This window comes from Chryseobacterium lineare, assembly GCF_977014045.1.
Window position 1 is genome coordinate 3,406,255 of the sequence record NZ_CDRNIQ010000001.1, and the last position, 15,495, is coordinate 3,421,749.

Sequence of the window (15,495 nt, forward strand, 5' to 3'; positions counted from 1 at the left end):
GGGTTAAAAATGGATTTATCAGACGTTGCCTATATTAAAACATTCGTACATTATTTTCTTCATTTTGTATTTCCGGTATTTATCGCATTGATCTTTTACCGGGAAACCTGGAAAAAGGTATATCTTATTTTATTGGCTACCATGCTCGTAGATCTGGATCATCTTTTTGCAAATCCTGTTTTTGATCCGGACAGAGGGAGTATAGGATTTCATTTTCTACATTCTTATTACGCGATTGCGGTGTATTTTTTGATGCTGTTTTTTAGAGGAAATATAAGAATCATAGGCATTGGACTTTTACTTCATATGCTGACCGATTTTCAGGATTTTTATTGCTGGAATCATTAAAATAAGATTAATATTTTCTTTTAATATTTCAAAAACCATAGATTTTTTGTATTTTGTAAACGCTTATGAAATTAAAAGAACTTTTACATTATACTTATATTTTTCCCATTTTAGCCGTAGGATATTATTTTTCCGGGTTGATGGGAAACGGAATTGTTTTTGATATCATTGCGGGAATTTTATTGACAGGAAGTGTAATTTCTGCGGTTCACCATGCGGAAGTGGTTGCTCATAAAGTGGGAGAGCCTTTCGGGACTATTATTCTGGCGCTTTGCATCACTATTTTGGAGGTCGCCTTAATTATTTCGTTGATGGTAGCCGGTGGCGACCAGGCCATTACGCTGGCCAGGGATACGGTTTTTGCTGCAGTAATGCTGATCCTTAACGGGATTTTGGGAATAGGTATTCTTGTGGGAGGCGTTAAATATTATGAACAGTTTTTTGCAAGAACCTCTGCTACAACGTATCTGGTGAGTATTGTGTCAATTCTTATCCTTACTCTTGTCCTTCCAAATTTTACATCCAGTGTCAATGGACCTTTCTATAATCAGGCGCAACTGATATTCGTTTCGATTGCGTGCCTTGTCATTTATGGTGTTTTCCTGATGGTGCAGACGGTAAGGCACCGTAATTATTTTATCGTACCGGACGAACATCCTGAAGAAAATTATATACCTTCTTTTCAAAAAACGATGATCAGTTTTGTTTTTCTTGTAATCTGCCTTGCGATTGTTGTGCTCATGGCAAAAGGACTTTCGGGAACTATAGAAAATATGGTTCAAAGCCTTGGGGCGCCAAAATCATTGGTAGGAGTAATCATTGCGGCGGTCGTATTATTGCCGGAAGGTCTTGCGGCAATCAGAGCGGCGCGCAGTAATCAAATTCAGTCGAGTCTTAATCTGGCGTTAGGTTCTGCTTTGGCGAGTATCGGGCTTACGATTCCTGCGGTTTCTATTGTGTGCATCATGTACGATATTCCTCTGGTTTTAGGTTTAGATAAAAAGGATATTATCCTTCTCTCTTTATCGGTTTTCATCGTCATGCTGTCATTAAGCAGGGGAAAGACCAATATTCTGTATGGAACGGTTCTTCTAGTAAATCTTGCCGCATACATTTTCACAGTTATTGTTCCGTAAAATGTCAGATTTTAATAATTCAACTATAATCTTCTCGCAAGATCCATTTTGAAAGCCATAAGTTTGGCGATATTTTCAGACTTATAGATTGCCATGTCGGCATTTTCGCCAACGAAATGCTCTTCAATTGTTGCTTTCCAAAGCTCAAGCCAGCGGTCAAAATGTTTTTGTTCCATAGCCTGGATTTCATTGATGGGGAAGTGGGCGCCCATAGGATTTCCTTTATAGGTCATCTGCCCGAACAGTATAGATTCCCAGAAAGAATACATCTTCGGCAAATGCTTGTCCCATTCTACTTTAGCAATATCGGTAAAAAAGAAATTTATGGTGTCGTCTTTAATGACTTTCGCGTAAAATGAATTAACAAGATGCTCAATATCTTCTCTTGATTGCAGCTTTTTCATATCTCAAATTTAGTTTAAAATTTATTCTGAAATTCAATCATAAGGTTGATAAATTTCATATCAACAATGTTTTATCTTTGCATATTGTTTTAAATTCAGAGAATTAAAATTTAAAGGAGATAAAAATGGCAAAAGGATTCAGGCAGAAAATTCGCCAGAAGAATACTGATAACAGCGGCTTCGGAGATTATGCTTCGGGACGGTTTATCAACAAAGACGGCCTTCCGAATGTGAATAAGAAAGGGGTGAATATTTTCAACCGTTTCAGCTGGTATCATACGATGCTTGATCTTTCGACGTTCCATTTTCTGTCTTATCTGGTGATCGCTTATATTCTGGTCAATCTCTTTTTCGCATCAATATATTATCTCATCGGTGTTGAGCATTTGACAGGTATTGATAAAAGTGATCCTCTGAATGAATTTATTGATGTGTTTTTCTTCAGTTCGCAGACCTTTACTACAGTAGGTTACGGGAGAATTGCTCCTGTAGGTTTTATGGCAAGTCTGGTGGCCACTTTTGAGGCTTTCCTCGGATTGCTTACCTTTGCGATTGCAACGGGACTTTTTTACGGAAGGTTTTCAAGGCCGAGAGCCTATCTGAAATTTTCTGATATTGCTCTCATTGCTCCTTTTAAAGATCGAACAGCATTGATGTTCAGGCTTGCGCCTTATAAAAATAATTCTTTAACGGATGCTGACATCATCGTTTCAGCGGCTATTGAGGTTGTTGAAAACAGTGCTTCCAGAAGTAATTTTTATACATTGAAAACACAACTGAGCAAAATCAATACACTGGCGCTGAACTGGACTATTGTTCATAAGATTGATGAAGATTCGCCGTTTTACGGTTTTTCTGAAGAGGATTTTAAAAATACGGATATTGAAATTATCATTCATGTGCGTGCATTCGACGAGGTTTTTTCCAATACTGTGGTGCAGAGAACGTCGTATATATCAAAAGAGATTGTGTACGGAGCCAAATTTGTTCCCATGTATTATCCTGATGAACACAATCTTTCAACAGTGCTGAATCTGGATAAAATCAACCATTATCAACCAGCGGACCTTCCGGTATTTCAGCAAGAAACTGAATAATGAATTTAGAATTTTACAAAAAACAGGCTTTACAAAAGCAAAAAGAGCATAAAAAGTTTTTGGATGGTATTAAAAAGAAGCCGCCAAAAAATCTTGATTATATAGTACAGGAAACCCATGATGAGGTTTTCGAAACAATTGACTGCCTGCAATGTGCCAATTGCTGCAAAACTACGGGACCTCTGTACACAGAGAAAGATATTGAAAGAATTTCTAAACATCTCCGCATGAAGCCCGCTGATTTTGAGGCTAAATATTTGCGTACGGATGAAGACAACGACAAAGTTTTACAGAATCTTCCCTGCTTTTTCTTAAACAGCGACAATACCTGCTCTATCTACGATGTACGTCCCAAAGCTTGCCGGGAATATCCTCATACCGACAGAAAAAAGATCTATCAGATTAATAATCTGACCATGAAAAATACCCTCATATGCCCCGCAGCATATGAATTTGTGGAAAGAATTATGAAAAATTTAGCAAAATAATTTATTATTCAAAATCATTCTTAAATAATTATAAAGTACGTTAAATAAAGGCTTCCCGGATAATATTCTGTAAATCGCCGGCGTTTTAGCTAAACAAACCATATTAAAAAATATTAATTATTATGAAGAAGTTAGTTTTAACAGCAGCGTTTACATTAGTCGGAGTAATCGCAGTATCGGCTCAGACGGAACAACAGAACCCGTCGCAAAATCAAAATTCTAGTAACCCATCGACAACTCAAACACAACAGGATCCACAGGCAGCTTCAAGTTCGGGAACAAACGCAACAACGACTGCCCAAGACCAGAATACGGCAGCAACTGCAACGGTAGATGCATCTGCGGCAACCACCGCGACTGATGCTTCAGCAAGTGTAACCACAGATCCGAATGCAGCAGCTACCAAACCTAATGACGAAGCAACTAAAGAAGAGAAAAAGTCTAAAAAGAAAAAGTCAAAGTAAGTATTTAAGCAAAGTAGAAATGAATCCTGGAATTTTATATTCCGGGATTTTTCTTCCAACTATTTATAATTTAAATTGTCTTAATTTATTATAAATCAAGTTAAAACATTCTACACGGCTACCACTTTGTACAATTATTGTACTAATCAGAACACAACAACCACTAAATCATTTATAATATGAAAAAGTTAATTTTAGCGACAACGTTCGCAATGTTCGGAACGATCGCAGTATCTGCACAGACAACACAAACAACAACAGTTGACACGGCAAGACCTGATACAACTAAGAACAAAGACATGAGAACCGACAACATGAATACCGGAAATACCGGTACCATGAACAACGGTAATGCCGATGGCACTATGAATAGTACTAAAGATTGGGACAAATCTAAGACTGATACTACCGCCCTGAAAAATAAAGAGGCAACCACCGGCGATAGAAAAATGAAAAAGAAAAATAAGTAGATAATGCATAATATCGAAATCCTGAATATATTTTCAGGATTTTTTTGTGCTATATTTTCAATTAAATCTATCGGGAGATCTTCATTCCGGGAAATTGTACTGCGCTTTTGAAAACGTACACACTCCGGAGCCATTCTGTATAACTAGGAATACCATAAAAAAAGTAGTCTAACCTAGACTACTTTTTTCAGCTACAAATGTAAACAAATTCTTTTTACTTCCAAACACAACAAGTTGTTTTCTAATTTCTTAGTTTTGTTCATCATAAAGTCTTTAAAGAAAAACTTGGAGCAAAACAGCCGGAATTTACACCCCCGTTTTACACCTGTTTTTAAGAAGTTTTGCAATGGTGAGCCTTGTATGTAAAAAAGTAGTCTACGATAGACTACTTTCTTACAAAACATGAGACTACAAATGATATTTCCCTTCAAAGCCCTCTCCCTCACACGCTTTTGCGTGGTATTGCTGTGTCTTTTTGTGGTCATCGTTTCATCATTGTTGAACGCTCAAACTTTTGTACCCTCCGATTCTGTAGTCTTTGTATCCAAAGACTCCTATCTCTATGCAGATTCTCCAATATATATTTCCGATCAAACTTTTAGAAAAGACTCTTCTAAAAAGTGGTCCAAAACTGTTATTAAAAGGTCCTCTCCAAGAATTTCCAATCAGAAGTCCGCAAATACTCCAACGGATAATTTGTGTTATAAAAGCTGTCCAACAGGCAAACATAGTCTTGGACTCCTTTTCAATTCATCTTCAATAGCTGTTATCGGAGCTTCTTCTCCGGTAAAGTTTCAGCATAAAATAATACCATCATCTTTTCTTCTATCTGTAAGAGCAAGAAGGGATGAGGAAAAACATGTTTATAACACGTTCTACCCTTTTCAGTTAAAACATATCACCATCAATCATTTCGGGCGTCCTCCGCCCAATTTTAAACACGGATAACACTAATGTTTTATCACAAATAACACAAACTGTTGAACGCCAATAAAAACAAATGCTTTAGCAAAGGAGATTATCCACTCTGTTTGTCATCCCGTAGGGATCTCAGCAAAGAATTCCACATAATATTTGTGAAATTAGTGTTCAACCATTAGTGTCATTCGTGTTTCGTCAATTCGAGTGTTTTTTCGTAACAAGGTGAAGAAAAAATGTATCGGGAATGAATTTATCCTCAAACTCACAAACTTCTCGATACGATTTTTTCAAAATCTACTCGAAGTGACGAGCCTGTCGAAGCTATTATTGAGTCGGAGGGTTTGAGAGTGGGAGCGTTTTAGGGTCGGAGTGGAATATGGGATGGTTTGAGAGGGGAAATAGTGGCTTCGGCTCCGCTCAGCCACCAGGACTCTCCCACACTCAAACTCTAAAACCCCTCCAACTCTAAAAACTCTGCGAGCTCCTATAAGTGAAACGCCTTTGTGAAACTTAAAAACACATCATATATAAAAAAATCTTAGCGCACTTCGTGTTCAAATAACAAAGTCATCAAAAAGTACAAACAACAAACATAAATACAAAACAATGAAACATTTAATTACAACAGCTGTTCTGTTATTCAGCGCAATAGCATTCGCTCAGGTGGGGATTAATAATACTTCCCCAAAAGCAACCCTCGACATTACGGCCAAAACCAACGGAATCAAACCCGAGGGACTCATTATTCCACAATTAACCGGCGACCAGATCCGTGCAGCCACCACCGCAACACCTACACCGGTGTACGGATCAAACCAGAAGGGACTCATCATTTATGCAACCGTCGCCGATTCAGCTCCGGCAGGGGCAACGGCCAATATTACCGCTCCGGGATACTACTATTTCGATGGCAGTATTTGGCAGAAGATCGTAACCGGCAATACTCCTAATCTTTATAATGCAGATGGAACATTAACAAGTACCAGAACGGTGAATACCGCAGAAAATCCATTGAAAATATCGGGGGGAGGATTATTGGTTGTTCAAACGGCTGATAACTCTGGAAAGATACGTCTAACACCTGCAGACACTTCCCACACAGGGCATATGGAAGTAATAAAGGGAGATGATACCCGCCTTGGTTATATAGGTTGGGATAACACCAACCTAAGCTATGTCTCTGAGAATGGTGCAAGTCACGTTTTTTCTGGTGGCAAAGTTGGAATTGGGACTTCATCTCCTGGAAATTTATTAGAGATTTCATCAAGCAGTAACAATACTGGTTTAAAACTACCTTATGGTGCGGCCGCAGGTAAGATTCTCACTTCCGACGCTTCTGGAAATTCAAGCTGGCAAACTAATAATGCTGTATTTATATATTCAGAAGTACATTCTACAGGAGGAGGTACATCTTTCTCTGCTGGAACTGCGGTGAATTTTTTTCATACAATAAAAGGAGAAAATATCAAAACTATTTATGGAAGCTCTTACGGATGGATTGATGCTACACAACGATGGGTAGCCCCATATACTGGTAAATATAGAGTAACTACTAATATGTACTTTAATCCAACTTCATCAGTCAATCCTCGTCTTTATGCATATATAAATAATTATAGTGTCTGCAATATAACTTCTGCAACAAACAGTGGGTCTAGTGATGGAACTGCATATACATCAGCTATAGTCAGCTTAAACCAGGGTGACTATATACAATGGAAAGCAGAAACAAATGTAGTATTGTATGGAGATAACTATCATACATTTATTCGTGTTGAATCTATCGAATAAAGTGTTGAATCACGAATTTACACCATCCGTGATTATATAATAATAAAACCTACCCTCACAGGTTTTGGAAACCTGTGAGGGTTTAATAACAACAATTCAATACCTCAACAATTAAAAAATAATAAAGAATGTCCAATATATTACATAAAATCAAAGCCTATTTATACGATAACACTTTAACCAAAGACAATCCCAATGATTTCACGGCAAGAACCATCAGCGAGCGAAGCCTTAATGTCAAAAGAATCTGCCAGTCGGCGGTAAGCCGCGGTGGTTCCGATATCTCCGCCTCTTCGATGGAGCATGCCACAGAGCTTTTCCTGAAAGAAATGGCGTACCAGCTTTGTGATGGGTATTCCATTAATACCGGGTATTTCACCGCTAGCACCACTATACGTGGTGTGTTCGACAGTCCTTCGGAGAAGTTTAATAAAGATAAGCACAGTATTATTTTCCAGTTCAACCAGGGAGAAAAGCTGAGAGCGGAGATTCCCAATATTGAAGTTGATATCCTGGGTTTGGCAGAAGCTTCTTCTGTCATCCTACAGGTGACGGATGTGAAGAGCGGTTCGGTCAACGACCTGCTTACTCCCGGTAAAAATCTTAAGATCGTGGGCAGTAAGATTAAAATCATGGGCGATGATCCTACGCGGGGAGTTTACTTTGTCAATACGGCTACCCAGTCCAGAACCCAGGTAGAAGCGTTCGACATTGTCGTCAACAATCCTTCGGAGCTTATTGTGGTCATTCCTGCCTTACCTGCCGGAAGCTATACCCTGGAAGTGTTGACCCAATACACGGAAGGTAGCCTGTTAAAGCAAACCAGAACGGCTTCTCTGGATAAATTGCTGACGGTAGAATAGCCATCATTGTACAGCCTTTCCAGATCGGTTGATCCCACAGGCACGAGTGGGTAGGTCCCACAGCCTCGGACCGGTTAGTGCCACAGGTACGTGTGGGATGGTGGCACAGGCGGGAGGCATTCCTGATGAAATTTAACATTTATTTCACCAACGGCTCCGGCTGGGTAGTAGAACTCCCGGCCGGAGTTTTTTTGTGGCTTCGACTCCGCTCAGCCACCATGGAGTCGGAGATTGGGAGTTTGATTGTCGGAGAGTTTTAGAGTATCTGGGTATGGGAGTTTCTACAGAACGACAAAAGGTTGTCGGTTGGCGGACCCTGAGGCTCTCGAAGGGTCGCGTACACTGGAAGGACTGGTGGCTTCGAGAGCCTCAGCCACCATTCGGGCTGAAGACTTTTGGTATTCTCTGAGCGCTTTTATAAGTGGAACGGCTTTGTGAAACTTATGCGCATCCTACCAAAAAGAATCTTCGCGTACTTCGTGTTCATCAAACGGCACGTATGACTTTAGCACTGCTATCATTTGCTGAGCGTTAGCGCCTTTGCGAACGGAAAAATAAGCATACAGCAAATTACCTCTTGCGAACGTTGCGTTAACAAGTATAACAGCTTATTATCAGAGATTCTTCACTTCGCTTCGCTGTGTTCAGAATGACAAGGAGTGTGGTAGTGTTTGCGAGTTTAAAAGTGATAGGGTTATCTTCAGCGATATCTTGTATTGCTATCATTTGCTGAGTGAAACGCCTTTGCGAACGGAAAAATATGAATACAGCAAATTACCTCTTGCGAACGTTGCGTTAACAAGTATAGCAGCTTATTAGTAGAGATTCTTCACTCCGCTTCTGAACTTCGTTCGTAAACTTTCAGTTTATGTTCAGAATAACAAGGGACACCGGACAGCGTGTGAGGGTTTAAGTGTCGTAGGGTTTTAAAAATAAAAAAAGCGCTGAATAAATCAACGCTTTCTCCTTTCACTTTTTACTTTTATCCCATTTATAATCCCGGGAACAGGTTGTATGAAAAAAGGTCGGGAAATTTTCCCAACCTTTATATTTTATACGACTCCCTGAGCAAGCATTGCTTCTGCAACTTTCACGAAACCGGCGATATTAGCGCCTTTTACGTAGTTTACATAGCCGTCTTCCTCTTTACCGTAGTCTCTGCATGCTTTATGAATTCCGATCATGATCTCTTTCAGTCTTGCATCTACTTCTTCTGAAGTCCAGTTCAGACGGATAGAGTTCTGTGTCATTTCTAATCCGGAGGTAGCAACTCCACCTGCGTTAGATGCTTTCCCCGGAGAGAATAATACCTTATTATCAAGGAAATAATTGATGGCATCCAAAGTTGAAGGCATATTAGCTGCTTCCGTTACACAAACACATCCGTTTTCAACCAATTGTTTAGCATCATCAAGATCAAGCTCATTCTGGGTTGCAGAAGGGATGGCTACATCACATTTTATTTCCCAAGGACGTTTTCCTGCAAAAAATTGTGCAGAAGGGTATTTTTTAGCATAGTCTTCTGCTCTGTTGTTTCCTGAAGATCTTAATTCTAATAGGTAATCAATTTTTTCACCGTCGATACCGTCCTTATCATAAACATAACCGTCCGGTCCGGAGATGGTAACTACTTTACCACCAAGTTCAGATACTTTTTTGATAACCCCCCAGGCTACGTTTCCGAAACCTGAAACCGTTACGATTTTATCTTTGAAAGTTTGCCCGATTGTTTTAAGCATCTGTTCAGCGAAATAAACTACCCCGTATCCTGTAGCTTCAGGACGGATCAGTGAACCACCGTAGGCAAGACCTTTACCGGTAAGTACTCCTGTAAATTCATTTCTGATTTTTTTGTACTGCCCGAATAAATATCCGATCTCTCTGGCTCCTACACCGATATCTCCCGCAGGAACGTCGGTTTCTGGCCCAATATGTTTGCATAATTCTGTCATGAATGCCTGGCAGAAACGCATTACTTCCATATCAGATTTTCCTTGCGGATCGAAGTCAGAACCTCCTTTTCCACCACCCATCGGAAGTGTAGTAAGAGAGTTTTTAAATACCTGCTCGAATGCTAAGAATTTAAGAACCGAAAGGTTTACCGTAGGATGGAAACGGATTCCTCCTTTATATGGCCCGATAGCAGAGTTCATCTGAATTCTGAACCCTCTGTTTACCTGGATTTCTCCCTTATCGTCAACCCACGGAACTCTGAAGATGATGATTCTTTCAGCTTCCGCCATTCTTTCAAGAAGTTTCATTCCCGTATATTCCTTTTTGGTCATAATAAACGGAATTACTGTAACAGCAACTTCTTTTACGGCTTGTAAAAATTCTGGCTCATTAGGGTTTTTGGCCTCAATTTTTGCTATAAACTCTTGGATTTTCTGGTCAATATTATATTGTTCCATATATTAGGGTTGAATATTATTGCCAACAAATTTAATTTTTTTTTCAAGATTCACAACACCTTAATGAATGATTGTTGAAAGTTTAATAATATAAATACTTAATATTATTAAATTGATAATTTACGCTTTAATATTATTAAAAATTAAATGTTATGTTTAAAATAATGCAATATTAAGAAAAGGTTAAATCTCACATTGCTAAAAATTGTCTCCCTGAAAGTGATTTTACTTTCCCCAAAAGTTCCAATTCAAGAATTATGGGCAAAATTTTGTGGGAAGAAAGCTCTGTTCTTTCTATGATATCATCCAGAGAAATCTTCGGGTTACCTGAAATAATATTGAATATTAATTGTTGGGATTCAGTGAATTGAATATTAATTTCACTGTGAGAAAACAATTCTTCTATTTTTTCTTTAGGCTTTTTAATTCCCAAATTATCAATGAGATCTTTCACCGTAGAAATTGCTGCCGCCTTATTCTGAAATATGAGATGATTGCAGCCCTGACTTTGCTTTTCGGTAATTTTTCCGGGAAGCGCAAATACTTCGCGATTATACTGATTGGCAAAAGTTGCCGTACTTATCGATCCGCCTCCGAAAGCTGTTTCAACAACAATTGTCGCAGGAGAAATACCGGCTACAATCCGGTTTCGTTGAATGAAATTTTCCCGGTCAGGTTTTCGTGAAGAATTAAATTCTGTGAATAATGCCCCGCCTTCTTCTATAATCTTTTCAGAAAGTTTGCGGTTTTTTGAAGGATACATGGTATGAAAGCCGTGTGCTAATACAGCCGCCGTGGAAATATTGTTCTGTAGGGATTGTTCGTGAACTTCTTTATCGATACCTAACGCAAGGCCGCTGACTGAAATGAAATTGCAGGATTGTGTTTCTTCAAAAAAAGAATGAAGAAACTGGCTGCCATAAGAAGTTATATTTCTCGTTCCTACAATGCTTATTTTTTGTTTTGTATCATCAAAGTTTCCCTTCTGATACAATATGGCAGGAGCATCATAGCATTCATTTAACAGCTGGGGAAGCTCTCCAAGATGTCTCAAATTGATCTGGATATTATTCTTCTCACAGAATGAAAGCTCATTTTCAGCAAATTTAAGGTGTTCGGGATTTCCGATATCTGAAACAATTTTGTAGCCCAGCCCATCAATCTTTTTATATTCTTTTCTGGTATTTTGCCAGGCATTTTTTGCACTTCCGAAAATTCGTACAAGCTTGTAGAAGTTGATGTCGCCGATTAAGTTGCATTCGCGTAGGGCAATGGAATAAAGATGTTCTTCAGAATACATTTGTGTTGTTTTGACAAATGTAGAAAATTTTAACGTTAATTTAAATATTGTTCAAACTTAAACCTTTTTTTTTCTCAGTTCATCCAGGTGTTCCCAGATGTTATCTCTCTTTTTGTAAGGAAGTTCCATGAAATCTTCAGGATGATTTTCTTTGTATTCCTGCCAGAGTTTATCGTCTTTTTCGCTGTAATAATTGGGAAATTCCCAGATAAATCTTTTCTTTTTATCCCCCACTTTTTTGAATAGTAAAGCCAGAATAATGCCCACTACAGCTCCTGCAAGATGCGCCTGCCATGCAATTTTACTCGGTTCCTGAAGATTGTAAAATAATTCTTCCGGCAGCATTCCCCAGACAAGACTGCCATAGTATAATACCACGAGTAAAGATATGGTGAGCAGTTTCATATTCCATTTGAAAATACCACTGAAGAAAAGAAAGAATGCAAGTACATATACGACACCGCTGGCGCCGATTGTGCATGTATAAAGGTATTCCCCCGTCATAAAATCAATAGGCGGAAGAAGCCATACGAGCAAACCTGTAGCCAGCCATCCCAAAACAAAAACTCTGTTGGCCACCAATGGATAAAACTGATACAGAAGAAACATGAGAATAGCAATAGGAATGGAATTCCCTACAATATGGTCGATATTTCCATGTAAGAGAGGAGACGTGATAATCCCAACCAAACCTTCCGGAAGAAGGGGAATAATGGCTCCAAAACAACTTTCAAAAAAGCCCAGAAATTGAAGGAAATATCCCAGCCACATGGCGGTAAGCATGAGCAGGGGACTGATGATCGCTTTTTTGGAAATTACGTTGTTTTTTAGCATGAAATGTTTATGTCAAATGAAAAGCCAATGATAAATTTCGGAAAATTTGTCGATGAATTGATTAGTTATTTGTTTTATTTCAGCCAAAAAGTAATGATTTCATTGGCATTTATTCAGGTTTATTTTGTCTGTCATTAAAATTTAAGTAAAAACAGATGGGAAGGATATAAAATCAACAAAGCGTGGATTTGCAGATGTAATTTGTCTCATCCAATTTATATTTAATATTTTTGTGTAGAATTTTTGTAAAATGAAATCCTGAACTCATGAAGAAGTTTTTATTAATTCTTTCCCTTTCTTTGGGAATTTTCAGCAGTGCCCAGATCATTCTTGATACAGCTTCTGTAAAAATTGATACAGTAAAACACTGGTCGGTTTTGGGCAAGCAGACTTTAATGATCAATCAGGCGGCATTCTCCAACTGGGTAGGAGGAGGAGGCAATAATGTCGGCTGGCTGGCAGGTGTAGATTACAACATTACCTATGAAAAAGACAACGATCTCTGGGAGAATATTATTCTCCTGAATTATGGACAGAATGATACCAAAGGGCTTGGCGTAAGAAAAACCCAGGATGTCATCAATGTTTCCACAAACTACGGAAGAAAGGTTTCTAAAAGCTGGTATCTTTCCGCGGGAGCCGGGATAATATCTCAGTTTACGGTAGGGTACGAAGACGGTAATAATCCCGAAGCCAAGAAAATTTCCAACTTTATGGCTCCCGGCTATCTGAATGTCGGTATGGGGATCACGTACAGACCCAACGATAATGTTAATGTAACATTGCGCCCTTCGAATGCCAGATGGGCTTTTGTTTTTGATAAAGACCTTCAGGTTGCAGGAACGTACGGATTGAAAGCAGATGGAGATAATTCTTTGCTGCAGTACGGTTTCCTGGGAACGGCTTATTATAAATTTAAATTGATGGAAAACGTGAATATTACCAATACAGCTTCCGTTTTCTCCAATTATCTGGACCATCCTGAAAGACTGGTTCTTGCCTATGGGATGATACTTAATTTAAAGGTTAATAAATTTATTTCATCCAATATCACCGTCGATTTGATGTATGATCACAATCAGATCAAAAGAACACAGCTGAAACAAACTTTGGGCGTTGGTTTTGCCTATATTCTGGATAATGGCGTAAAGCGTTCCGGAAGAAAAGACAGCCAGTGGTGGATTAAAAAATAATCATCATCAATTTGAATAATAGTGCAAAATATCAATAGGAGTGGGCTTTAGCCCACGTTTTTATGTGTAAAATATTGGCTTTAGCCCACACTTGAACTCAAATGCCACAAAATATTTTTTCACAAAATTGCACGATTTTCTGCAGTGCTTTTATAAGTGAAACGGCTTTGTGAACTTAAAACAGTTAATAATCAAAAAAAACTTAGTGAGCTTCGTGTTCATCTATTCAACTTAAAAAAAGTGTTGTCATTTGCTGAGTGAAACGCCTTTGCGAACAAAAAGATAAACAAAATCATTTCAAAAAATCATTGCGCTCTTGGCGTTTAAAAAACAAAAGCACCTCAATTTGAAGTGCTTTTTATTATCAATTATATATTGTTAAAACTCTATATCAACTTCAAGTTTCTCAGCTAAAAGCTTTGAAATTTTTTCTTTTAAAGGCTCAATATCGATATTCTGCATCGCATCATTTGCGAAAGCATATAATAACAGCGCCTGAGCTTCTTTTTTAGAGATACCTCTTGCTCTCAGATAGAACAAAGCATCTTCATTCAACTGCCCAACAGTACAGCCGTGAGAACATTTCACATCATCTGCAAAAATCTCCAGCTGAGGTTTTGTATCGATGATTGCACCTTCACTCAATAAAACATTGTTGTTTTGCTGATAAGCATTCGTTTTCTGAGCAATTTTATCCACAAAAACTTTCCCGTTAAAAACGCCGTGAGATTTTCCGTCAAAAATACCTTTGTAGTTCTGATAGCTTTCACAGTTTGGTTGATTGTGGTGAACAGCGGTGTGGTGATCTACAAGCTGATCTTTTCCGATAATCGTGATTCCATTCATGAATGAATTGATATTCGATCCGTTATGGATAAAATCAAGATTATTTCTTACCAGTTTACCTCCGAAAGAGAACGTATTCACAGTTGTTAAGCTGTCTTTTTCCTGTCTTGCAAAAGTATTGTCAATTAAATAAGAAGTATCATTATCATTCTGCAATTTATGCCAGTCTGCTTTTGCATTCGGATACGTGAAAATCTCTGTCACAGAATTGGTCAATACATAAGTACTGTCAAAATTATGATGACTTTCAATGATTTCCACTTTGGCACCTTCCTCTACGATCAATAAATTTCTTGTGTTGTAGAAAGTATTTTCTTCCTGATTCTGAGAAATATAGAAAACGTGAATTGGCTTTTCAATTACAATGTTTTTAGGAACTTTCAAGAAAAAGCCATACTTGCAGTAAGCCTGATTCAGATTGGTAAAAGAAGATTTATCTGAAGCAATCGTATTAAAATATTTCTCGAAAACATCTTTGTGTTTCTCATCATTTAAAGCATAATTGAAGGAAAGAAACTCAACGTTTTCGATCGAAACATTTGATAACTCTTTATTAAGTTTACCGTTGACGAAAGTAATCCAGTCAAAGTTTTCTTCACCCAAGTGCAATTCATCCAACTGCTCCTTGGTGATATTGTGATTTTCCTTCGGGAAAAAGTTATATGCTTTTTCAGTAATTTCTTTTAGACTGGTATATTTGTATTCTTCGTCTTTTTTAGTCGGAAAGCCCGCATGCTCAAATCTTTGAAGAGCCGCCTTTCTATCCTCATCCAGAAACCTGTGATGCAGACTCTCTAAAAATTCATGATGGTTTTCTGTAATCTGTTCTTTTAATGCCATTACTGGTATATCTGTGGTTTGCACCATTTTTTCTTTTTTTGTTTGGCTAAAATTGTTAAACTGAGAGATCAATCTAAATCTCTGAATTT

The 15,495-nt window shown here is 38.2% G+C and carries 15 protein-coding genes; 10 read left to right on the forward strand and 5 right to left on the reverse strand.

What is annotated here, in order from left to right:
- The first annotated feature begins 9 nt into the window (after positions 1–9).
- Positions 10–348 carry a DUF6122 family protein gene (locus ACWNCI_RS15285; RefSeq protein WP_449388962.1) on the forward strand — a complete coding sequence of 113 codons (339 nt, stop codon included), beginning with the start codon at positions 10–12 and terminating at the stop codon, positions 346–348.
- 65 nt (positions 349–413) lie between these two features.
- On the forward strand, positions 414–1,484 hold the full coding sequence (locus tag ACWNCI_RS15290) for a calcium:proton antiporter (RefSeq protein WP_346983532.1): 1,071 nt from the start codon (positions 414–416) through the stop codon (positions 1,482–1,484).
- A 23-nt stretch (positions 1,485–1,507) separates the two neighbouring features.
- Here the strand turns inward: ACWNCI_RS15290 and ACWNCI_RS15295 are convergent, their stop codons facing one another.
- A complete protein-coding gene (locus tag ACWNCI_RS15295; RefSeq protein WP_449388963.1) occupies positions 1,508–1,888 on the reverse strand; it encodes a group III truncated hemoglobin in 381 nt (126 codons plus the stop codon).
- Between the two features lie 125 nt (positions 1,889–2,013).
- Between ACWNCI_RS15295 and ACWNCI_RS15300 the strand changes: the two genes are divergently transcribed.
- From ACWNCI_RS15300 to ACWNCI_RS15330, 7 genes are all read left to right on the forward strand, one after another.
- Entirely contained in the window at positions 2,014–2,985 is a 972-nt protein-coding gene (locus tag ACWNCI_RS15300; RefSeq protein WP_449388964.1) for an ion channel, read from the forward strand.
- Positions 2,985–3,473, forward strand: a complete 489-nt coding sequence (locus ACWNCI_RS15305) for a YkgJ family cysteine cluster protein (RefSeq protein ID WP_449388965.1) — start codon at positions 2,985–2,987, stop codon at positions 3,471–3,473. The genes ACWNCI_RS15300 and ACWNCI_RS15305 overlap by 1 nt, the downstream gene beginning before the upstream one ends.
- 122 nt (positions 3,474–3,595) lie before the next feature.
- On the forward strand, positions 3,596–3,937 hold the full coding sequence (locus tag ACWNCI_RS15310; RefSeq protein ID WP_449388966.1) for a hypothetical protein: 342 nt from the start codon (positions 3,596–3,598) through the stop codon (positions 3,935–3,937).
- Positions 3,938–4,116: 179 nt separating this feature from the next.
- On the forward strand, positions 4,117–4,407 hold the full coding sequence (locus ACWNCI_RS15315) for a hypothetical protein (RefSeq protein ID WP_449388967.1): 291 nt from the start codon (positions 4,117–4,119) through the stop codon (positions 4,405–4,407).
- Positions 4,408–4,821: 414 nt separating this feature from the next.
- Positions 4,822–5,355 (forward strand): hypothetical protein, encoded by a 534-nt coding sequence (locus tag ACWNCI_RS15320; RefSeq protein WP_449388968.1) that lies wholly within the window; start codon positions 4,822–4,824, stop codon positions 5,353–5,355.
- 579 nt (positions 5,356–5,934) lie between these two features.
- On the forward strand, positions 5,935–7,119 hold the full coding sequence (locus ACWNCI_RS15325) for a hypothetical protein (RefSeq protein ID WP_449388969.1): 1,185 nt from the start codon (positions 5,935–5,937) through the stop codon (positions 7,117–7,119).
- 128 nt (positions 7,120–7,247) lie between these two features.
- Positions 7,248–7,982: a DNA-binding domain-containing protein gene (locus ACWNCI_RS15330; protein WP_449388753.1), complete on the forward strand. Its 735-nt coding sequence runs from the start codon at positions 7,248–7,250 to the stop codon at positions 7,980–7,982.
- A gap of 1,052 nt (positions 7,983–9,034) precedes the next feature.
- On the opposite strand, the gene gdhA is transcribed toward ACWNCI_RS15330, so the two are convergent.
- The 3 genes from gdhA to ACWNCI_RS15345 all read right to left on the reverse strand — a co-directional run bounded on the left by gdhA (position 9,035) and on the right by ACWNCI_RS15345 (position 12,527).
- Positions 9,035–10,393, reverse strand: coding sequence for an NADP-specific glutamate dehydrogenase (gdhA, locus tag ACWNCI_RS15335; RefSeq protein ID WP_346983522.1), 1,359 nt, complete (start codon positions 10,391–10,393; stop codon positions 9,035–9,037).
- A gap of 190 nt (positions 10,394–10,583) precedes the next feature.
- The gene (gene dprA, locus ACWNCI_RS15340) at positions 10,584–11,693 is read right to left on the reverse strand and encodes a DNA-processing protein DprA (RefSeq protein ID WP_449388970.1); all 1,110 of its coding nucleotides are present in this window, start codon (positions 11,691–11,693) and stop codon (positions 10,584–10,586) included.
- 57 nt (positions 11,694–11,750) lie between these two features.
- Positions 11,751–12,527 (reverse strand): rhomboid family intramembrane serine protease, encoded by a 777-nt coding sequence (locus tag ACWNCI_RS15345; RefSeq protein ID WP_449388971.1) that lies wholly within the window; start codon positions 12,525–12,527, stop codon positions 11,751–11,753.
- A 266-nt stretch (positions 12,528–12,793) separates the two neighbouring features.
- Between ACWNCI_RS15345 and ACWNCI_RS15350 the strand changes: the two genes are divergently transcribed.
- Positions 12,794–13,720 (forward strand): DUF3078 domain-containing protein, encoded by a 927-nt coding sequence (locus tag ACWNCI_RS15350; protein ID WP_449388972.1) that lies wholly within the window; start codon positions 12,794–12,796, stop codon positions 13,718–13,720.
- 378 nt (positions 13,721–14,098) lie between these two features.
- Here the strand turns inward: ACWNCI_RS15350 and sufD are convergent, their stop codons facing one another.
- Positions 14,099–15,406, reverse strand: coding sequence for a Fe-S cluster assembly protein SufD (gene sufD / locus ACWNCI_RS15355; RefSeq protein ID WP_449389502.1), 1,308 nt, complete (start codon positions 15,404–15,406; stop codon positions 14,099–14,101).
- Positions 15,407–15,495 lie beyond the last annotated feature (89 nt).